Source organism: Rhodococcus sp. 14-2483-1-2 (genome assembly GCF_002259405.1).
GTDB lineage: Bacteria > Actinomycetota > Actinomycetes > Mycobacteriales > Mycobacteriaceae > Rhodococcoides.
The window spans coordinates 180,466-200,796 of sequence record NZ_NPFW01000009.1; the positions used below are offsets into that span (position 1 = coordinate 180,466).

Genomic DNA, 20,331 nt, shown 5'->3' on the forward strand with positions numbered 1-20,331 from the left:
TTCGAACCTGGGCGTTCAAAATTGCAGTCGATCGGCGGGTAGTTGCGCGGTGGACGATAGTGAACCATCAGGTGCGGCCGCGATTCTCCGATATCGCGGGTCGAATCGCCTCATCCACAGCGGACAATCCAACGCGCTGACAGATCTGCCTCCCTTTGGCATGGTGGAGGCATGCAGCGGCGCGTGGGCGAGAGTTGGTCCGCGGGACCGGTCTCAGAGTTTTGGGTCGCTCCGCGGGCTCCGCTCTCAGGGGTAACCCCTGGGTACATCACGAGAATCGAGCACTGCGTCCGAAGCTGGTCCGCACGCTCCGCGTGCTTGGCAGCTCCGAGGACGAAAGATTTCGGTCGCCCCGCGCCGTTGCATGTCACAGCGCTGCACGTGATCGGTAACCATCCGTGAGCGAAAGGGAATTGTCGCCCAGGGCCGCTGCGACACTGGCTCGGTTGGCGGCAGATGCCGAGTGGACGCGATCAGGCCTCGAGGTCGCGTTCGCGCGTCTCACGCCTGAAAAGGCGTCGTGGTTGGCCGATCGCATCATCAACCTGTATCCGAGTCCGCCGTTCGACGAGGCATCGATTTTCGTTCTGTTGCGCGACCTTCCGTTCATCTCGGAGCCCTCCGCGTCCTCGCAGCGACCGGGGGCGCGTACCGGCCACAAACCCTGGCGATTCGAGGTGCCGCGGTACGAAACGACCGGTCAGCTGGCTCGATCTCTCGACCTGACGATCTCCGAAATCGAATGGTTCGCCGACCTGCAGGGCCGGCTACGTACTGCGCCGTTCCCGTTGCAGCACTACCGATCTGCGCGACTCGACAAGCGGCAGGGCATTCGGCTGTTGGAGGTGCCCAAGCCGAGGTTGCGCGAGATCCAACGAAAGATACTGCGCCGCATACTCGATCGCATCCCGGCTCACCCGGCTGCACACGGCTTTCGGAAGGCCCGCAGCCCGCGGACGTTTGCGATCCCGCATGCCGAACGCGATGTGGTGGTCTCGGTAGATCTCCGACGCTTCTTTCCGTCCATCGGGTTCGACCGAGTGGTCGCGATCTTCGAGACGGTCGGCTATCCCAGGAAGGTCGCGGCTAATCTCGCCGCGCTCTGCACGACGGTCACCCCTGCCGGCGAATTGGTCGGTGTGGACCGTCCCACCGCGGCGCGGCTTCGCGCCACCCACCTGCCGCAGGGCGCGCCCACGTCTCCTGCGTTGGCCAATCTCGCTGCACGACAACTCGATATCCGAGCCACCGGACTGGCCCGATCTGTCGGAGCCCGCTACAGCCGATACGCAGACGACCTGGCGTTCTCCGGTGGTGCAGACATCGACGTTGACAGACTCCTGTGGCTGATCTCCCAGATCGCCCACGACGAGGGCTTCACGACTCATCCCGACAAGACCAGGGTCCGGCGCGCTCACCAGCGACAACAGCTGACCGGGCTTGTCGTCAACTCGTGGCCTGCAGTGCCCCGAGAGGAGTACGACACTCTCCGGGCACTGCTGCACAACTGCACAACCGCAGGCGTTGCCGAACAGAACCGGAGCGACCACAACGACTTCCGAGCCCACGTCTACGGTCGCATCGCGCGAATCGGCGAGACGAACGAAACGCGTCGAGCAAAGCTACTGAACATGGCCTCCCAGGTGAACTGGGACTGAGTTGCGAATCAGCTCCTCGGAGTCGGATTTCATCCTCCGATCGCAGGCGGAAATCCAGAACTGAGGAGCCGATTCGCCTCAGAGGGCCCGCACTCGCAGAAGCACTCCGGTCTGCGGGAACAGCACCGGTAGTGCCACGCCCGCCTGCGCCAACATCGAACCCGACAGCTCGACAACTCCACCGTCGGCGATCCATTGCGGTAGTTCGATGCCGTTGCCCAGGTCGCTGAGCTCACGCACGAATTCGACGCGGTACCGAACATGTGGATCCAGACCAGGGAGGCGGACCCGATCGGTGCGATCCTCGGGCGAGGTGTCCATCCGCACTACCGAATACGCGGCCTCCGACAGATCCGCTGCGACGACGCCGTGCACCCAGACGCTCGGGTCGGGATGGTCGGCGCGTACTACGTCGCCGGTGTGCAGTAGCCCGCGCAGTTCCTTGTACAGCGCAGTCCACGACCTCAGGTATTCGTGGTCTTCCGACGAGAGCTCGGTGACATCCATCTCCAGTCCGGCGTGACCGAACAGCGATGTCAAGCAACGGAACTGAAGAGTCGACCATCGACCGGACGTGTGCGCGATCTGGGGCCCGACATGCGAGCCGATCAGCTCCGGCGGCAGGAGCTGCGTCGTCCACCGTTGCAAGCGTTGACGTTCGAGTGGATCGTTGGTGTCCGACGCCCACACCCGGTCGGTGTGTTCGAGGACCTCGAGGTCGATGCGCGCACCACCGGAGGCACAGGACTCGAACTCGACGTTCGGATGTCGGGACCGAAGCTCGTCCAACAACCGATAAAAGGACGAAGTCTGAGCACGCACCGCAGCGCGGCCGTCGGAGTCGACGGCCAGCATCAGGTCCCGGTTGTGATCCCACTTCACGTAGTCCGGTCGCTCGGTCGCCAAGACCGCATCGATCGACGTGAGCAGGTACTCGAACACCTCCGGGCGGGTCAGATCCAGCACGTGCTGGTGACGCCACTCCAGCGGGATCCGCCCCGGTGCCGCGAGCAGCCAATCCGGATGAGCCCGAGCGATATCGGAATCCAGGTTGACCATCTCGGGCTCGAACCACAGCCCTGGACTCATACCGAGTTCGCGAACGTGATCGAACAGCGGTGCCAGCCCGTCGGGCCAGACGCCCTCGTCCACCTGCCAGTCGCCGAGACCGGCTCGATCGTCGCGTCGGTGCCGGAACCAGCCGTCGTCGAGAACGAATCGTTCGACGCCCACGTGCGCGGCGACGTCGGCAATCCCGCGAAGCCGTGCGAGGTCGTGGTCGAAGTAGACGCCCTCCCATACGTTCAACACCACCGGCCGCGGCGAGGTGGGATGTGAGGGTCGCGATCGCATCCATCGGTGCAGCGACTGCGCAGAACCGTCCAGTCCTGCAGCGGAATACACGAAGTGCACCCACGGAGTCGTGTAGGTATCGCCGTCCTGCAGTACCACCTCGCCGGGCGCGAGCAGCTCACCGCCACCCAGCACGCCCGAGGCCTGACCGGCCCGCTCGGGTAGACGCTCGGCCAGATGCAGGTGATCACCGCTCCAGGCGACATGCGCTCCCCACACTTCACCGCCGCGGAAGCCGAAACCCTCACTACCCGCGGTGAGGACCAGGGTGGCGTCGTGACCGGTTCTTCCGCGTCGTGAGGCACGCACGGTCGAGCCGTGGTCGAACCGTCGCCGCTGCGGGGTACGTTCACGGCAATGCCGTCCCGTCAGGTCGAGCAGTTCGGTTGCAGTGTCCGGCAACGGCATCAGTGTTACGACGCCGTCGACGGTCAAGGGTCCGCCGGAGATGTTCCGGACACTCTGCCGAACTCGCAGTGATCCGCCGACCTCGAGGGACAACTCGATGGACCACGCAATTCCCAACTCGGAGTCGGATGCCTGCACCGCACAATCGAATTCACCGGAGCGAACGGTGACGTCGGCCCACCGCGGATACTGCACGGTGCCGGAGCGGTGCAATGCCAGAGCCGGTGTTCCCTGCCAGGCGTCGTCGCCACCGGGCGCGAGGGTGAGCCACCGCGGAACGTCGACGCTCGAATGCGGAACGGCGGGGATCGCGGCTCTTCGCAGCTCGGTGAGGTCGTTCTCGGACAGTTCGCCCAGATCGGTACCCCAGTGCAGCACAGCCGGAACGGCGGTGGACGACGGCCCGAGGATCACCATGACACCGTCACGGCGAAGGACGGAAAAACTCACTTGTTGGCACCCATCGTCAGACCGGACACGAAATGGCGTTGCAGCGCAACGAATACGAGCACTGTCGGTAGAGCCACCAGCACCGAACCCGCGGCGAGGAGATTGGTGTCGGTGAAGAAGCTACCCTGCAGATTCTGCAGCGCCGTCGTCACCGGGAGTTTGTCCCCGCTCACCATCAGAGCCAGAGCCCAGAAGAAGTCGTTGTAGATCCACGTCACCATCAGTGTGGCGAGAGCGGCCAACGCGGGGCGGCACAGCGGCATCACCACCTGCCAGTACTGGCGGAACAGGCTCGCACCGTCGACGGTGGCGGCTTCGAGCAGTTCGTGCGGAACGGTTTTCATGTAGTTGCTCAGCACGAACACGCAGAATCCCGTCTGGAATGCGACGTGCACGATGATCAGGCCCCAGTAGCTGTCGTACAGCGAACCGGAGGAGCTCATCCAGTAGGGAACGGGAATTGCGTTGTACAGGCGGAAGAGTGGCGTGAGCAGTGTCTGCTGGGGCAGCAGGTTGCCTGCGATGAACACCGCGAGCATGAAGATGTTGAACTTCCAGCTGAATCTCGCCAGGATGAACGCCGCCATCGAGCCGAAGAACAGGATGAGCAGCACCGACGGCACGGTGATGATCAGCGAGTTGAAGAAGTAGTGCGGGATCCCGCCGATCTGCCACGAGTCGATGTAGTTGCTCAGCGTGTAGCCGCCGACGGACAGGTATCCGTTGAGCAGCACGTAGTCGTAGTCGCGGAACGAGTTGTACACCGCCCACACGAGCGGGAACATCCAGACGAGCGCCATGACGGTCAGGAGCACGTACATCGCGATCTGGGCGGTGCCTGCGCGCCGACGGTTGGCGACGGCGGCGCGGTTGCGGGTCAGCGGATCGCGCTCGGGAGGCGCTGGGCGGGTGAGTGAAGTGGTCATCAGTCTTTGCTCCGAAGAACGATGGCGAGGTACAGGGCGATGAAGACGAGAGAGATGAGAAGCATGACGGTCGCGAGGGCCGAGCCGAAGCCGATGCGGCCTGCTTCACCGACGACGTTGGCCGTGACCAACGCCGATATCAGTTCCAATCCGTTTCTGCCCCTGTTGATCACCCACACCAGGTCGAAGGCGCGCAGTGCCTCGATGACGGTGATGACGACGATGAGCAGATTGGTGTTCTTCATCAGCGGAAAGATGACGCTGAAGAACGTCCGAACAGGCCCGGCCCCGTCCATCAACGCGGCTTCGCGGACGGACGGATCGATGGCCTTGAGGCCGGCCAAGTACAACAGCATGATGTAGCCGGTATGACGCCACCCGGCCGCGACCATCACGGCCCAGATGTTGATGTCCGGATCGCCGAGCCAGTCGACGTCGGTACCGAGCAGGCTGTTGAGGACGCCACCCTCGGTGGAGTAGATGAGCTGCCAGATGAAACCGATGAGGGCCATCGACAGCACCACGGGAATGTAGAAGATGCTCTGGTAGAGCCGAGATCCCTTGAGGTTCTTGTCCAGAAGGATCGCCAGCAGGATGCCGATGACGGTGGGGACGAGGAACAGGAACGCCAACCAGAGCAGGTTGTTGTGCAGAGCCTGTTGGAACGGTGGGTACGCCTCGACGGCATCCACGTAGTTCCGAGTGCCGATCCACTCGATGCTCGACGTTCCGCCGATGCCGTCCCAGCGGGCGAACGACAGGATGACCGTGAAGATCGTCGGAATCCAGACGAGACCGATGACGATCAGCGCGGGAACTCCGAGCATGAGCGCGATGGTCCACTTCTCGCGAACACTGCGCCGAACCTTCGGCGACTTGACCCGTTCGGGTGCGGTCATGGCATTACCTGATCTCGATGTCGAGTGGATGATGGAGGTCGAATCGCACTGCGCACGATCATGTTCCGAACACCGCCGACTTCTGGCGCTCGATGCTGCGGACCAGACCGTCGACATCGTTCGGGTTGCCGATGAACTGCTGCAGAGCCGGGATCATGACGATCGACGCGAAGTCGGGGCGGGTGTCGCGGTCGAAGAACTGGGTGATCTCCTCCGCGTTCTGCACCAGATCCGCCGACTTACGCACGAGCGCAGGGAAACTGGACAGGTCGGCGTCACGGTGAGCGGGAATGGCCTGCGGGTCCTGCTTCGCGTAGGCGACGGCAGGGTCGGGTCCGGTCATGTAGGTGAGGAAGTCCTCGGCTCCGGGCCGGTTGCGCGGGTCGGTGCGCATCATGAACCCGTCCATGGGAGCTTCGACCGTGGATGTTCCGACGGCGGAGTCGAGTTCGGGAAAGGTGAAGAAGTCCAGGTCGTCGCGTTCGGCACCGGCGGGGAAGCTCTGCGCGACGAACATGCCGGCGACGAGTGAGCCGACGCTCTTGTTCAGCAGAGCCATCTGCGCGTCGGCGATCTTGCGGCCCAGTGGCTGTGGCTGGTGGAACGGCAATAGTTCACGCCAGGTGTCGAACACCGAGCGCACGCGATTGTCGGTCCAGCTCACGTCGCCGGCGAGCAGGGTTCGGTGGAACTCGACGCCGTTCAGGCGCAGATTCAGATAGTCGAACGTTCCGAACGGTGGCCACCCGTCTCGGGCACCGAAGCCGATCGGGGTGAGGCCGTCGGCCTGCATCTGTTTGCTCAACGCCACCCACTGGTCGTACGTGGCCGGGGGCTCGTACCCACGCTCGGCCCACAGGCTCGGCCGGTAGAACACCGCCCACGGGTAGTAGAAGAACGGGATCAGGTACTGCTTGCCGTCCATGCCGGTCGAGTTCTCGCGGAAGCTCTCGTTGAAGCCGCCGCCGTGGTTCGCCCAGATCGGCGAGAGGTCCTCCACCAGACCCTTCTCGGCGAAGTACTTCACCCGGTACCCACCCATCCAGGTGATGACGTCGTCGGGCGTGCCCTGGAGGTAGTTGTTGACGTTTTCCTGGAACGACGTGGAGTCGACGGTGTTGACGGCGAGCTGCCGCCCGGTCTGCTGTCGGTACATCGCGACGAAGTCCTCGACACCCAGCTTGGAGTTGGGGTCGGACAACCGTGACCCGAGCGTGGTGACGTTCGGGTCGACGCTGTTCGAGCATGCCGACAGCGCGCCACCGGCGGTGATCGCACCCGCGGCGACGAGCGCGGACCGCAGGAAATCGCGTCGGGACGGCTGCCACGTGCGCGGCCACTCGTGTGGGTTCATGGAAGTCCTTCGACGAGAAAGTATCGATAACGATCAGAAATGAACATCCCCGCTGTTCGTTCTGCGGTGTTCACCTGACCATTCGGGGTGATGCAGGTTACAGAAACACGACGCTACGGCGTCTGTCAAGCTCTTTGTGGCTCGTTCACCTGCATCAGTAAGAAAATGTTCATTCATGTTGACATCTGAGAAAGCCTCGTTCATATTGTGAGCATGGACACAGCGCGACGCAGCACCTGGCCGACCCAGGGAATCTCCTTCGGCGGCGACTACAACCCCGAGCAGTGGCCCGAGGACGTCTGGCGACGCGACGTCGAGCTGATGCACGAGGCCGGCGTCGACTTCGTGACCGTCGGTGTTTTCTCCTGGGCTCGCCTGCAGCCGACCGCGTCGACGTGGGACTTCGAGTGGCTCGACCGCGTCATGGATCTGATGCACGAGGGCGACATTCGCGTCGACCTGGCCACGGCGACCGCGTCGCCCCCGCCGTGGTTGGCCACTGCATACCCGCAGATGCGCCCGGTGGACGAGCGCGGTTACCGCTACGCCATCGGCAGCCGCCAGACGTGGAGTCCCAGTTCTGCTGTGTACCGCGAGCATTCACTCGTGCTGGTCGAGAAGATGGCGCACCGCTACGGCGAGCATCCCGCGCTGGCCATGTGGCACGTGTCCAACGAACTCGGCTGCCACAACGCACTGTGCTACTCCGACGACAGTGCGCATGCATTCCGAGAGTGGCTCAGCGTCAGGTACATCGACCTCGAGACCCTCAACACCGCGTGGGGCACCGACTTCTGGAGCCAGCGCTACAGCGACTGGGACGAGATCGTTCCGCCCTCGGTGAGCACCACGTTCGGCAACCCCACTCACCAACTCGACTGGCGCCGCTTCTGCTCGGACGCCCTCCTCGAGCAGTATCGCGCCGAGAAGGCAGTGCTGAACCGGATCACCCCGGACGTGCCGGTCACCACGAACTTCATGGTGGGCATGGGCCAGGGCCCCGCGCTCGCAGGCAACATGGACTACGCGTCCTGGGCCCCGGAACAGGACATCGTCTCCACCGACCACTATCTCGTCGGCCCCGAGACCGGCGACGCCGCAGCGCATCACAAGCTCTCGTTCTCGGCCGACCTCACCCGTGGCGTTGCCGGCCGTCGACCATGGTTGTTGATGGAGCATTCCACCAGCGCCGTCAACTGGCAGCACATCAACCGCGCCAAGGTCCCCGGCGAGATGATGCGAAACTCACTGGCACACATGGCTCGCGGAGCGGACGGCATTGCCTACTTCCAGTTCCGCGCCTCCAAGGCAGGGGCGGAGAAGTTCCATTCCGCTCTGGTTCCGCACGCAGGCGAGGACTCCGCGCGCTGGCGTGAGGTCGTCGAGCTCGGTGCGGCTCTGCGTCGCATGGCACCGGTGGCAGGCAGCACCGTCGATGCTCGGGTTGCCGTGCTCTTCGACTGGGCCTCGCAGTGGGCGTGCGAGCAGGAGGGTCATCCGTCGATGGCCATGCAGCCCATGGAGATTGCCCGCCGCGCCCATCACGGATTCACCTCCGCGGGCGTGACCTGCGATGTCGTTCCGTCGTCGACGGACCTGAGCGACTACGACGTCATCGTGGTGCCGGCTCTGTACCTGTGCAGCGACGAGACCGCCGCGCGGATATCCGACGCGGCCGACGGGGGCGCGCAGGTCCTCGTCACCGCCTTCTCCGGAATCGCCGACGAGGACGACCACGTGCGACTCGGCGGCTACCCGGGCGCATTCCGTGACCTGCTCGGCGTGCGCGTCGAAGAGTTCTTCCCGCTCGCCGACGGGGAAGCCCTCACCCTGGACGACGAGACCGTCGGCGAGATCTGGAGCGAATATCTCACCGCGTCGGAGGACGTCGACGTGCTGGCGCGGCACACCCAGGGGCACCTGCGCGGCGTCCCCGCGCTGACCAAGCGCACCGTCGGCGCGGGTGCCGCCTGGTACGCGGCGACCGTTCCCGACGCGGCAGGCTGGGCCACGCTGGCCGACAAGCTCTGCGCTGCAGCCGAAATCGACACCCGACGCGACCTCGGATCGGACGTGGAGATCGTCCGACGGTCGGCAGGGGAGCAGTCCTGGCTCTTCGTGCTCAACCACGGAACCGACAAGGTCAGCGTGCCTGCCTCGGGTACGGACCTGGTTGGCGGCGCACAGATCGACGGCGAACTCATCGTGGCCGCAGGCGGCAGTGCTGTGATCGCCGAGAACCGCTGATGCTCGCCCACCAGCGTCAGCAGAAGATCCTGGACCAGGTGACGGCCGAGGGCGCGGTCAAGGTCGCAGATCTGGGAGCCGCACTGTCGGTGTCGGACATGACCATTCGACGCGACGTCAACGAGCTGGTCGCTCGCGGTCTGGTCGAGCGGGTGCACGGCGGCGTGACGCTGCCGCGATCGGCAAGCGTGTTCGAGCCGGGGTTCTCGGCCAAGTCCGAACTCGATCGAGATGCCAAGGCCGCCATCGCCCGTGCCGCTGCACGATTCGTGCGGCCCGGGACCTCCATCGGCATCTCCGGTGGCACCACGACTCACGCACTCGCGCAGGAACTGCTCGACGTTCCTGACATCACCGTCGTCACCAACTCCCTGCCCGTCGCCGAGGTCTTCCACACCGGTGGCCGGTCGGACCAGACCGTGCTGCTCACCGGCGGACAGCGCACGCCGTCCTACGCGCTCGTCGGACCGCTCACGGTCAGTGCACTGCAGAGTATCCACCTGGACATGCTGTTCCTCGGCACACACGGTGTGGACATCGAATGCGGGCTCACCTGCCCCAATCTCATGGAAGCACAGACCAATCAGGCACTGGTCGCATCGTCCCGACGCGTCATCGTGCTGGCCGACCACACCAAGTGGGGTGTTCGTGCGCTCGCCAACACCATCCCGCTCTCTCGCGTCGACGTGTTCGTCACCGATGCCGGACTCGATCCCGGCGTCCACGAAGCGTTGTCCGAGACGGTCGACGACGTGGTGATCGCCGGAGAGCAATCCCCCGACACGAACGAGGAACGAGTACTCGATGACCGCGCATGACGCCACGACGCACACGATGCGCAAGACGTCGACCACTCTGGCCGACGGCCGTGAGCTGATCTACTACGACGACACCGAGCCCTACGTCTCGGGTGAGGCCACCCGCGATCTCGTCGACACGCGAGCCCTGTCTCCGTCGATGTCGCAGTCGCAGATGCGATTCGACGTTCTCACCGGCGAATGGATCGTCATCGCCGCCCAGCGGATGGACCGCACGTTTCTGCCGCCTGCCGACGCGTCGCCGTTGGCACCGAGTCGTCCCGACAGGCCGGCGACCGAGATTCCGGCGGCCGATTACGACGTGGTGGTGTTCGAGAACCGTTTTCCGTCTCTGTCCGAAACTGCAGCGCAGCAATCACTTCCGAGCGAGGTGGACGGCGAGGCACTGTGGCCGCTTGCACCCGGCACCGGTCGGTGCGAGGTGATCTGTTTCGCCAGTGACCCCGATGCGTCCTTCGTGTCGCTCGAGCTCTCCCGCGTCCGCACCATCATCGACGTCTGGGCCGATCGCACCACTGCCCTGTCCGCCATCCCCGGCGTTCAGCAGGTCTTCTGCTTCGAGAACCGCGGCAAGGAAATCGGCGTCACCCTGACTCACCCGCACGGTCAGATCTACGCCTACCCCTACCTTCCGCCGCGTACCGATGCGCTGATACGGCAGTCTCGCAAACACTTCGAGCGAACGGGCCGAGTGTTGCTGGCCGACGTCCTCGCCGCCGAGCTTCGTTCGGGTCGACGGATCGTCGTCGACGCCGAGCACTGGGTGGCGTACGTGCCTGCAGCATCGCGCTGGCCGGTCGAGGTGCATCTCGCGCCGCGTCGCGACGTGTCGGACCTCGCCGAGTTGAGCGGTGCCGAGCGGGACGAGCTGGCGGTGGTCTATCGGGATCTGTTGCGCGGAGTCGACGCGTTCTTCGAGGGGGTCGACGAGGTGCCGTACATCGCGGCCTGGCACCAGGCACCCGTCGGAGCAGATCGCGAACTGGGACGCCTGCATCTGCAACTGTTTTCGATGATGCGCTCACCGGGGCGGATGAAGTTCCTCGCCGGATCCGAGTCGGCGATGGGAGCCTGGATCAACGACACCACTCCCGAGCGGATCGCGGACCGGCTACGCGAGGTGCTGGCGTGAACTGGCTCGACGTGATCGCCGAGGAGGATCTCGCCGACGGTGCAGCGGCGTTGTTCCGCAGTGCATTCGGCGGTGATCCCGACGGGGTCTGGATCGCTCCGGGTCGAGTCAACCTCATCGGTGAGCACATCGATTATGCAGGCGGATTGGTGCTGCCGTTCGCGCTGCCGTATGCCACCGCGGTCGCCGTGCGCCGTCGCGAGGACACGACCATGCGGGCCGTATCGACGCACACCGACGAGTCGTGGACCGGTGAGCTCGACGAGATCGGTCCGGGTACCCCGTCGGGTTGGGCGGCCTACGTGGCCGGGGTGTCCTGGGCACTTCGGGAGCACGGAGTCGGCGGAGTCGATGTGGCCGTGCATTCTTCGGTGCCGGTGGGTTCGGGGCTGTCGAGCTCGGCCGCCCTCGAGTGCTCGTTCGCCCTCGCTCTCGACGACCTCTTCGATCTTCGACTCGACCGAAAGGTACTGATCGACGCCAGTATCCGCGCCGAGAACGAGATCGCCGGCGCGTCGACCGGCGGCATGGATCAGAACATCGCGATGTCGGCACAGCCGGGACACGCGCTGCTGCTGGACTGTCTCGACGGTTCGACGCGTCAGATTCCCCTCGATCTGGCCGGGTCCGGCTCGCGGCTGCTGGTGATCGACACCAACGCGCCGCACCGCCTGGTAGACGGTCAGTACGGTGCCAGGCGTGCGGCCCTGGATACGGCGTACGCAGAACTGGGGGTGAAGACCTTGCGTGGACTCGACCCCGAGCAGGCCATGGCCGGGCTCGACGACGAGACGCTGATCGCGCGAGTTCGTCACGTCACCAGCGAGATTCGACGCGTCGAGGCGGCTGCGGAGCTCCTGGATCGCGGAGCCGCCGGTGTCGAACTCGGTGAGCTGATGACCGCGTCGCACATGTCCTTGCGGGACGACTACGAGGTCAGCTCACCGGAACTCGACAGCGCTGTCGACGCGGCTCTGCGCACAGGCGCACACGGAGCTCGGATGACCGGCGGTGGATTCGGCGGCTCTGCCATCGCTCTGGTGCCGTCGGAGCTCGTCGAGGCTGTGGCGGACGAGATTGCCGCCAGTGCAACACGATCCGGACTGCCGGAACCCACCTTTCTCACTGCCGAGCCCGCCGGCTCCGCACATCGATTCTTCTAACCCATACAAAGGAGCACTCCCATGGCACAGGTCACGTACGAAGGAGCCACCAAGCTCTACCCGGGATCGGACGTCGCGGCAGTCGAATCGCTCGACCTCGCCATCGAGGACGGCGAATTCCTCGTGCTCGTCGGGCCTTCCGGCTGCGGCAAGTCCACCTCGCTGCGGATGCTCGCCGGTCTCGAGGACGTCGACTACGGTGCCATCAAGATCGGTGACCGTGACGTCACCTCACTGGCGCCCAAGGAACGCGACATCGCGATGGTGTTCCAGAACTACGCGCTGTACCCGCACATGACCGTCGCCAAGAACATGGGATTCGCACTGCAGATCTCCGGAATGGACAAGGCGGAGGTGGGTCGTCGCGTCGAGGAGGCTGCGAAGATCCTCGACCTCACCGACTATCTGGGCCGTAAACCCAAGGCGCTCTCCGGAGGTCAGCGTCAGCGTGTGGCGATGGGACGTGCCATCGTGCGGAACCCGCAGGTGTTCCTCATGGACGAGCCGCTGTCCAACCTCGATGCGAAACTCCGCGTGCAGACCCGCACCCAGATCTCGCTGCTCCAGCGCAGGCTCGGCACCACCACCGTCTACGTCACCCACGACCAGGTGGAGGCGATGACGATGGGTGATCGTGTGGCGATCATGAAAGCCGGTGTGCTGCAGCAATGCGCCAGCCCGAAGGAGCTCTACGAGCGACCGGTCAATGCCTTCGTCGCAGGTTTCATCGGCTCACCCGCGATGAACCTGTTCGACGTGGACGTCGTGGCAGGCACTGCGAAGCTCGGATCGCTGTCGGTGCCGATCGAGCGTTCGATCGCCGACCGCATCGACGGCAGCCGAGTGACGATGGGCGTGCGCCCGGAAGCGTGGACGCTCTCCGATTCCGGTACCGACATCGTGGTCGACGTCGTCGAGGAACTCGGGGCGGACTCCTACATCTACGGCCGCACCGCCGAGGACGCGTCGAATCTGGGAACCGTCGGGGCGCAGATCGTCGCCCGCATTCCTGACATCGCGGCCCCGTCGCAGGGTGATGTCATCCGAATCGCCCCGCGCGCCGAGACGGTGCACTACTTCTCGACCACAACGGGATTGAATCTGCGCCCCTGAGCGGTCGCTGATCCGAAACGGAGGTGGGTGTCTGTGACGGTTCACTCGACACTGGTCGCCCCTTCGCATGAACTGCGGGAAGCCTGGATGGACTGTCGTATCGAATGGGGTCCGGGCCTCCACGAGGACGGTTTCGGGTTGACGGCCGACGACGATGTCGAGTCCGCACAGGGCTTTTCGGACTGGGTGGATCGGCTTCGGAGCGACGCCGAGTGCACGTACCGCTGGATCGTGGAGGGCGAACGTGTGTTGGGCGGCGTCGCACTCAGACACGACGGCCACGAGCTTGCCGACCGTCTCGGGCACATCGGCTACGGGGTTCGCCCGTCCGAACGAGGTCGGGGAGTTGCCTCCTGGGCAGTACGCGAGGTGCTGAGGCTCGCCGCAGATCTGGGCATGACCCGGGTGGCGGCGGTATGCGAGGTGGGCAACGCGGCCTCGACAGCGACCCTGGAGCGAGCTGGGGGCCAACGTGTCGACTGCATCGGGTCGGCTGTTCGCTTCTGGATTCCCGTGCTCTGAAGAATCGGGTGCAGTCGACCGCGCTCAGCGCGGTCCAGTGCACCCGATTTTCTCCTCTTGACCCTCACACTGTGTGAGACGAGAACCTCGGAGGGTCATGTTCAGCATCGGAGAGTTCGCATCGATCGGCCGGGTGTCGGTTCGCATGCTTCGGCATTACGACGAGATCGGGTTGTTGACGCCGGCGCGGGTGGATCCGTTCACGGGCTATCGCTCGTACGACGGTTCGCAGTTCGAGGTTCTGGGACGCATTCTCGTGTTCAAGGACCTCGGGTTCAGGCTCGACGAGGTGACGCAGATCGTGCACGGCGAGGTCGACGGTGATCGGCTACGCGAGATGCTCGCCGCCAAGCGCGATGATGTTGCGCGTCGACTCGATCTCGACGCGGCTCGGCTGCGGCGCATCGATGCGCGGCTCTCCCACACCGAAGGGATTTCGATGATCACCGTGGACACCAAAACATTGCCGGCCACCCGTATCGCTCTCGTCATCGAGACCGCCGCCGGGTTCGGGCCGGAGAACATCGGCCCGGTCATCGGCCCGATGTACGCCCGACTCGCCCAGACGCTCACCGGGCACGGCGTGACCTTCGGGCCAGCGTCGATCGCCATGTACGAGGCCGTCGACGACGGGGACGGCACCGGCATCACCGTCCATGCCGCATTCGAGGTGGGGCCCGAGGTGGTGGCCGGCGAGGGCTACGAGGTTCGCGAGCTACCGCCCGTCGAGCTCGCGGTGACCACCGTCCACCACGGTTCGATGGCGACGATCGGCGAGACCTGGGAGCAGTTCACGGCGTGGATCGAGGCCAACGGCTACGAACTCTCCGGCGTCTGCCGGGAGTACTACCTGGTGTCCGAGCCGCAGCCGCAGGAGAATTGGGTGACCGAACTGCAACAGCCGGTGGTTCGACGTCAGGACGCCTGAGCGAACTCCACGAGGGCGGTGCACTGGCAACCGCCGGTGACCTCCTCGCATTCGAGCACCAGGAAGTGGCGAACGTACTCGAGATCCACGCAGTCCGGCTCCGTGCACTCCGCACCGCCGACCGCGTGGATCACGAGTGTGCCGTTGCAAGTATCGAAGCGTGCGGACATGCGAATCCCTTTCTGTCGTCTCTCTCTACATCCTTGATATCACCGGGCTCCGACAAGTTCGGGAGAAGACCAGCGTGTTCGACGCCTGAGCTGGGTAGCGGCCATCACCGTCAGAGCCGGAATCCAGGCGTATCCGAGGGCGGTCCTGATGACCGTCCGGTCGCCCAGCCACGCTCCGGCCGACACCAGCACCACAGCCCATACGACTGCGGCCAGCAGGCTGAGCACCACGTATTCGCGGTGCCGCAGTGAGGAGGTCGCCACGAGTCGGGGCGCGATGGTGCGGATACCCCCGATGAGGTGTCCGGCGGTGGCGACAGCGCGGGGCCGTGATCGTGCCTGTGTGGTCAGCCCCAGGACGACCCTCATCACCGCGGCCGGCAGCGCTGACTCCGCTCGCCCGAGACCCAACACCGTCTCGGTGCGGCGACTGTGCCAGAACGCCCACTGCGCACCCATGCTCGACGCCACCGCCGCGGTGATGACGGCAGGCAGCCACGGCACCACGCCGATCGACGTCAGCACCCCGAGCGTGATCGGGACACTGTTTCCTGGTGTGAAGAGACCGAGCAACGACGCGGACTCGAATGCCAGCAGTACGAAGACGACAGCGAAGACGACCCACACGGGCACGGACGACAACCGGTCCACATCGAGGATGTTCAGGTTCATACCTGTCGAATCTCGTCGTCCGGGCCACGGAACTCACCACGATCGACCCACGGATCGACGGTAGGGCCAGCCCTACCTCGGGCCGTGGGTTCACAGTGCCGACAAGCCGACAACACCCGACTTAGGCTGATCCGCATGAACGAGGCACTACCGATTCCCCTGAATCCGCTCAGGGCATGGATATCGCCGCACTGGTGGCTGGCGGTGGCATCGCTGCTGGTGTCGACGCTCGCCGGGCTGGGCGGCTGGATGATCCTGGGACTGCTGGTACTGGCGGTGTGCGCATTACCCTTTGCGCTCAGCGGAGTGCTCGTGTTCGCCCTGACGATAGTGGCGCTGCGGTGGATGGACCGTGCAGCGCGCGCCGGAATCGGTTTCACCGGTGGAGTTCTCATCGAGGGCCCTGACGTGACCGTGTACCCGACCAGTTGGCGCAAGTTCGTCTGGTGCCTCCGCGACATCGGTTTGTGGAAGTCGCTGTGCTATTGGCTCGTTCGCATTCCGGTCTCGGCCGTACTGCTGTTCTTGCTGCCGGCGCTCTTCGTGGCCCTGCCCGTTCTTGCGGCGGCTCCGGTGGCCTGGATAGTGACGAACCCGGTCGCCAATGAGCTCGAAATAGGCGAACGGGTGGGCTATCCGCTCGTCGCGTTGGTCGGCTTCGCCTCGCTGGTCACCCTTGTCGCGGGAGTGCCACTGCTGCTCACGGCCCTGGCGCGACTCGACTGGTGGAGTGCCGCAACCCTTCTCGGCCGATCCGAATCCAGTAGGAGAGTGGACGAATTGATGGTGAGTCGAGCTCGCGTCGTCGACGCTGCGGATGCCGAACGCCGTCGCATCGAACGCGATCTGCACGACGGGGCCCAGCAACGATTGGTATCGGTGGCAATGTCACTGGGACAGGCCAAATCGCGCGTCGCGTCGACCGATGATGCGGTCCTGAAGGAATTGCTCGACGACGCCCACCGGGAGGCCAAGAACGCGATCGGTGAGATCCGCACCCTCACCCGCGGTCTGCATCCGCCGATCCTGACCGACCGCGGTCTCGACGCCGCACTGTCGTCCGTCGCGGCGTTGTGTGCGGTACCGGTGACTGTTCGGATCGACCCCGCCCTCTCCGGTGATCGACGCCCGGACGCCACCGTCGAGTCGACGGTTTACTTCGTCGTCTCGGAGGCCCTGACCAACGTGAGCAAGCACGCGAAGGCCGACCACGTCCGAGTCGACGTCTCGAGAGTCGAGTCAGCAGTGCGGGTGACGGTGGTCGACGACGGTTGTGGCGGAGCGTATCCGGCTCCAGGGGGCGGACTGACCGGGCTCGAGGACAGACTCAGCGGGATCGACGGAACCCTGTCCATCACGTCGCCGTCCGGCGGCCCGACTCGGCTCGAGGTGACTGTCCCGTGCGAGTGATCATCGCCGACGATTCGGTTCTGTTGCGAGAGGGCGTCGCCCGCCTGTTGGTCGATACGGGAGCGGACGTGATCGGGAAGGTGGCCGATGCGTCGGAACTGCTCGCGTCGATGTCCGCTGCCGATCCGCTGCCGGATGTCTGCGTGATCGACGTACGCATGCCGCCGACCTTCCTGGACGAAGGCCTGCGCGCTGCGCTGGTCATTCGCCAACGATGGCCGGCCGTCGGTGTTCTCGTGCTCTCGCAGTACGTGGAGGAACGGTACGCCGCCGAGCTCATCCGGCAGAGCACGGACGGCGTCGGCTACCTGTTGAAAGACCGCGTGGCCGACGTGGACGAGTTCGCCGATGCCGTGCGGACCGTTGCCACCGGTGGAACCGTCATCGATCCCGAAGTGGTGCAGCAGATTCTGGCTCGGGCCCCACGATCGGATCCATTCGATTCGCTGACCCCTCGCGAACGGGAAGTGTTGACCGCCATGGCCGAAGGCAAGTCGAACGCCGGGATTGCCTCTGCATTGGTGGTCGGTCAAGCAGCCGTGGAGAAGCACATCGGCAACATCTTCGCCAAGCTCGGCCTACTCGGAGACAGTGCCGATCACCGCCGAGTCATGGCCGTCCTACGATATCTGGGAGCGATCCAATGAAGAAGTCGATGTGGCGCAGTGTCGTTGCGGTTTCGGCAGCTGTCGCGGTCGTCGGCACCGCAGGAGCAGCCACGGCGGCCACCATCGCCGTCGGCTTCACCACGCCGAAGATGCAGTCCTTCGATTACTCGGCCGACACAGCGATCGTCGGCAAGAATCTCTCCGTCACAACGCGATTCGCCCATGTGTCGGTGTCGATGAGCCCCGACTCCGACCTGCACGTTCGGGCCGACGGGTCCTACCGAGGAGATACTCCGACGGTCGACATCGGTGACGACGGCTCGACGATCGCTGTGGAATGTTCCTACCGAAAGAATGGTAGCTGCGACATCGGTCTCGAACTACGGGTACCGGCCGGATTGATACTCGACATCGACGGAGCAGCAGGCGACGTGGTGCTCACCGACGTGGACGCGCAGACTTCGGTGTCCACGTCGGCGGGCTCGGTGATCGCTCGGGGATCTGCCGGAACCCTGGACATAACAACCAGATTCGGCGATGTCGAGATCACCGATGCGGCTGTGTCGGCAGTCGAGGTGGACACGACGTTCGGTCTGGTCACCCTGGATTCGAGGGTGCCGCCGGACTCGATACGCATGCAGAACATGCAGGGCGACAGCATGATCGAACTCCCGGCGACAGACTTCTACGACGTCGAGGCGACGTCGGAGAAGGGAGACGTCGACATCGACGTCGTCGACGATCCGAGCTCCCCGAGGGCGGTATCGATCACCAGTGAAGAGGGCCAGATTTCGGTGCAGCGGAGATAGTACTGGTCAGTGACTGCTGTTCAATGACTCCGACGCCAGGCGCTGAACGATCGGACCGAGGACGTGGTGGGACGCACCAGCCACGGCCACGGATGCAACTCGACCGGGGCTATGGCGTCGGCGATGCGGGAGAAGCCGGGAACGGGTGCCCAGGTGGTGGCCACGGATCGTCCGGCCAATTCGTCGGCCACTCGGCCACGACGCACCTCCAACGGGCGGGTCGACGCGATCTCACCGAGCGTCTCGGCAAGAAAGACGAATCGCTTCCCGGAGAGCCGGAGTTTCCGCAGGAGCGGTTCGTCGAAAACGAACACGGCGGGCCGGTCGGTCTCGGCGGCCAGTGCTGGGTCTGCGGTGCCGAGCGACTCTGCTGTGATCCACACCTGTTCTGCGCCAGTACCTTCCACGTGGGCGGGGCCGGCGGGAGTCGGAGCCTTGTTCAGGTCGGGACCGTCGACAGTCGGCCCGAGATCGTCGTCGGGCCAGTTCTCGATGGGGCACGCGTCTTTCAGCGCGCAGTTGCGGCACAGCGACGGTGCTCTCTTGTTCACCTGCCACCGGCTGAAGCCGTAGACCTTGCCGCTTCCGGTACCGACGGTCCATTGCCAGCCGAGGCGGTTGGCAGCGCGAGAACCGTCGAGCAGGTGGGCGAACATCTCGTCCTCACCGTCGCGCCACGTCGCCCCGGCACGGACAGCCCACTGGGAGGCCAGCCACATGCGAGTTTGGTTGACGAGCCAACCGTCCTCGTGCAATTCACCCACCACCGAGGACATGCAGTTCATCTCCTCGGGCCACGGCTGCGCGGTCCAGCCCTGTGGTCGCGGCTGTTCACGGCGAAGCGAACGGCCGAGATCGGATCCGGTGCGCGCGTAGAGGTGGCGTGCGTACTCCTGCCACATGAGCTCGTCGCGGTACCGGGAACGGTCGCGTGGGGGAGCGTCGGCGACCGCGTCCCATACCTCTCGCAGCGTCAGCAGTCCGTGGCGGATGTACGGCGACATGCGGCTTGCGCCTCGGCGATTCACCGGTAGAACGGTGCTGCGATCGCGCGCATATCCGGTGATGTCGAGTCCGGCCAGGGCGGCATCGGCAGCGGACTGCCCGCCGCGAATGCCACCCGCCGTGATGCCATCCGGCCCCTCGCGCGTCAGATCACCCAGATACTCGGCAACCCAGGCGCCGACGTCGTCGGTGGTGAAGCCGTCGGCGATGGACGGGGGAGGGGGCAGCTCGGGCATGCCGTCGGACTTCCCCATCGGCCCGGAAGGGAAACGCAGCTGTCAGGGGCGAGGTAATCGGCGATGGAGGGGGTTCGACGTCGTCCTCGTCGCCGGCCGACCCTGTTGCGGTACGGACGAGACCACGGCGGGCGTGTCCGCAGTGGCGCGCGAGGCGTCGTGCGCCTTCATCGCAGCGCTGTTTCCTCTGCCGAGAGCAGGCGAGGAGATCTGCCGTGCAGCTGCTTCTCCGCACTCCGGGCACGTCACCTGAGAGGGCGCGTCGGCCATGGAGAATCGCTGTTCGACGGGGGCGCAACGCTGTGCGCAGCGGAAGCTGTAAGTCGGCACGCATTCGAGAGTAGCGCGATGTGGCGCATCAGCAACGTTCCGGCACAACGTCATACAAGATTTACACGTCAGAATCGGCCGGATGCGCCAGAACGATGCAATGATCGAGGCAGGAGAATC

Annotated in this window: 19 protein-coding genes; 11 read left to right on the forward strand and 8 right to left on the reverse strand. The window is 65.0% G+C overall.

Going from position 1 to position 20,331, the window contains the following annotated elements; all coding sequences use genetic code 11:
* Nucleotides 1-398 precede the first annotated feature (398 nt).
* Nucleotides 399-1,658 carry a reverse transcriptase family protein gene (locus CH295_RS09915; protein WP_252341984.1) on the forward strand — a complete coding sequence of 420 codons (1,260 nt, stop codon included), beginning with the start codon at nt 399-401 and terminating at the stop codon, nt 1,656-1,658.
* A gap of 78 nt (nt 1,659-1,736) precedes the next feature.
* Here CH295_RS09915 and CH295_RS09920 read toward each other — a convergent pair whose 3' ends face one another.
* From CH295_RS09920 to CH295_RS09935, 4 genes are read right to left on the reverse strand one after another with little or no spacing between them, the layout of a single operon-like run.
* Nucleotides 1,737-3,869, reverse strand: coding sequence for an alpha-galactosidase (locus CH295_RS09920; protein ID WP_252341985.1), 2,133 nt, complete (start codon nt 3,867-3,869; stop codon nt 1,737-1,739).
* The gene (locus CH295_RS09925; protein ID WP_094633494.1) at nt 3,866-4,795 is read right to left on the reverse strand and encodes a carbohydrate ABC transporter permease; all 930 of its coding nucleotides are present in this window, start codon (nt 4,793-4,795) and stop codon (nt 3,866-3,868) included. The genes CH295_RS09920 and CH295_RS09925 overlap by 4 nt, the downstream gene beginning before the upstream one ends.
* Entirely contained in the window at nt 4,795-5,694 is a 900-nt protein-coding gene (locus CH295_RS09930; RefSeq protein WP_094633493.1) for a carbohydrate ABC transporter permease, read from the reverse strand. The genes CH295_RS09925 and CH295_RS09930 overlap by 1 nt, the downstream gene beginning before the upstream one ends.
* Before the next feature lie 58 nt (nt 5,695-5,752).
* Entirely contained in the window at nt 5,753-7,048 is a 1,296-nt protein-coding gene (locus tag CH295_RS09935) for an ABC transporter substrate-binding protein (protein WP_094611283.1), read from the reverse strand.
* Between the two features lie 213 nt (nt 7,049-7,261).
* On the opposite strand from CH295_RS09935, the gene CH295_RS09940 reads away from it, so the two are divergent.
* The 7 genes from CH295_RS09940 (at nt 7,262) to CH295_RS09970 (ending at nt 14,971) form a co-directional block, all read left to right on the forward strand.
* Complete coding sequence (locus tag CH295_RS09940; RefSeq protein ID WP_094740554.1) at nt 7,262-9,295, forward strand: beta-galactosidase; 2,034 nt, start codon at nt 7,262-7,264, stop codon at nt 9,293-9,295.
* Entirely contained in the window at nt 9,295-10,113 is an 819-nt protein-coding gene (locus tag CH295_RS09945; protein ID WP_094740555.1) for a DeoR/GlpR family DNA-binding transcription regulator, read from the forward strand. The genes CH295_RS09940 and CH295_RS09945 overlap by 1 nt, the downstream gene beginning before the upstream one ends.
* Before the next feature lie 16 nt (nt 10,114-10,129).
* Nucleotides 10,130-11,245 carry a galactose-1-phosphate uridylyltransferase gene (gene galT / locus CH295_RS09950; protein ID WP_094740615.1) on the forward strand — a complete coding sequence of 372 codons (1,116 nt, stop codon included), beginning with the start codon at nt 10,130-10,132 and terminating at the stop codon, nt 11,243-11,245.
* Nucleotides 11,242-12,408 (forward strand): galactokinase, encoded by a 1,167-nt coding sequence (gene galK, locus CH295_RS09955; protein ID WP_094740556.1) that lies wholly within the window; start codon nt 11,242-11,244, stop codon nt 12,406-12,408. Before galT ends, galK begins: the two co-directional genes overlap by 4 nt.
* Nucleotides 12,409-12,429: 21 nt before the next feature.
* Nucleotides 12,430-13,521 (forward strand): ABC transporter ATP-binding protein, encoded by a 1,092-nt coding sequence (locus CH295_RS09960; RefSeq protein ID WP_037195464.1) that lies wholly within the window; start codon nt 12,430-12,432, stop codon nt 13,519-13,521.
* 87 nt (nt 13,522-13,608) lie between these two features.
* The gene (locus CH295_RS09965; protein WP_141216986.1) at nt 13,609-14,043 is read left to right on the forward strand and encodes a GNAT family N-acetyltransferase; all 435 of its coding nucleotides are present in this window, start codon (nt 13,609-13,611) and stop codon (nt 14,041-14,043) included.
* A gap of 97 nt (nt 14,044-14,140) precedes the next feature.
* Complete coding sequence (locus CH295_RS09970; RefSeq protein WP_094740558.1) at nt 14,141-14,971, forward strand: MerR family transcriptional regulator; 831 nt, start codon at nt 14,141-14,143, stop codon at nt 14,969-14,971.
* On the opposite strand, the gene CH295_RS09975 is transcribed toward CH295_RS09970, so the two are convergent.
* Together CH295_RS09975 and CH295_RS09980 are read right to left on the reverse strand one after the other, a co-directional pair.
* Nucleotides 14,959-15,141, reverse strand: coding sequence for a hypothetical protein (locus CH295_RS09975; protein WP_032397091.1), 183 nt, complete (start codon nt 15,139-15,141; stop codon nt 14,959-14,961). The two genes, CH295_RS09970 and CH295_RS09975, sit on opposite strands and share 13 nt — an antisense overlap.
* Before the next feature lie 39 nt (nt 15,142-15,180).
* Nucleotides 15,181-15,813, reverse strand: a complete 633-nt coding sequence (locus CH295_RS09980) for a hypothetical protein (protein ID WP_094740559.1) — start codon at nt 15,811-15,813, stop codon at nt 15,181-15,183.
* Between the two features lie 135 nt (nt 15,814-15,948).
* On the opposite strand from CH295_RS09980, the gene CH295_RS09985 reads away from it, so the two are divergent.
* The 3 genes from CH295_RS09985 to CH295_RS09995 are packed head-to-tail and all read left to right on the forward strand — an operon-like array spanning nt 15,949 to nt 18,640.
* Nucleotides 15,949-17,223 (forward strand): sensor histidine kinase, encoded by a 1,275-nt coding sequence (locus tag CH295_RS09985; protein ID WP_094740560.1) that lies wholly within the window; start codon nt 15,949-15,951, stop codon nt 17,221-17,223.
* Nucleotides 17,214-17,870, forward strand: coding sequence for a response regulator transcription factor (locus CH295_RS09990; RefSeq protein WP_094740561.1), 657 nt, complete (start codon nt 17,214-17,216; stop codon nt 17,868-17,870). The genes CH295_RS09985 and CH295_RS09990 overlap by 10 nt, the downstream gene beginning before the upstream one ends.
* The gene (locus CH295_RS09995) at nt 17,867-18,640 is read left to right on the forward strand and encodes a DUF4097 family beta strand repeat-containing protein (protein ID WP_094740562.1); all 774 of its coding nucleotides are present in this window, start codon (nt 17,867-17,869) and stop codon (nt 18,638-18,640) included. The genes CH295_RS09990 and CH295_RS09995 overlap by 4 nt, the downstream gene beginning before the upstream one ends.
* 20 nt (nt 18,641-18,660) lie before the next feature.
* Here CH295_RS09995 and CH295_RS10000 read toward each other — a convergent pair whose 3' ends face one another.
* Complete coding sequence (locus CH295_RS10000) at nt 18,661-19,881, reverse strand: FAD-binding domain-containing protein (RefSeq protein ID WP_094740563.1); 1,221 nt, start codon at nt 19,879-19,881, stop codon at nt 18,661-18,663.
* Nucleotides 19,882-19,923: 42 nt separating this feature from the next.
* Nucleotides 19,924-20,211 carry an FmdB family zinc ribbon protein gene (locus CH295_RS10005; RefSeq protein WP_252341986.1) on the reverse strand — a complete coding sequence of 96 codons (288 nt, stop codon included), beginning with the start codon at nt 20,209-20,211 and terminating at the stop codon, nt 19,924-19,926.
* Nucleotides 20,212-20,331 lie beyond the last annotated feature (120 nt).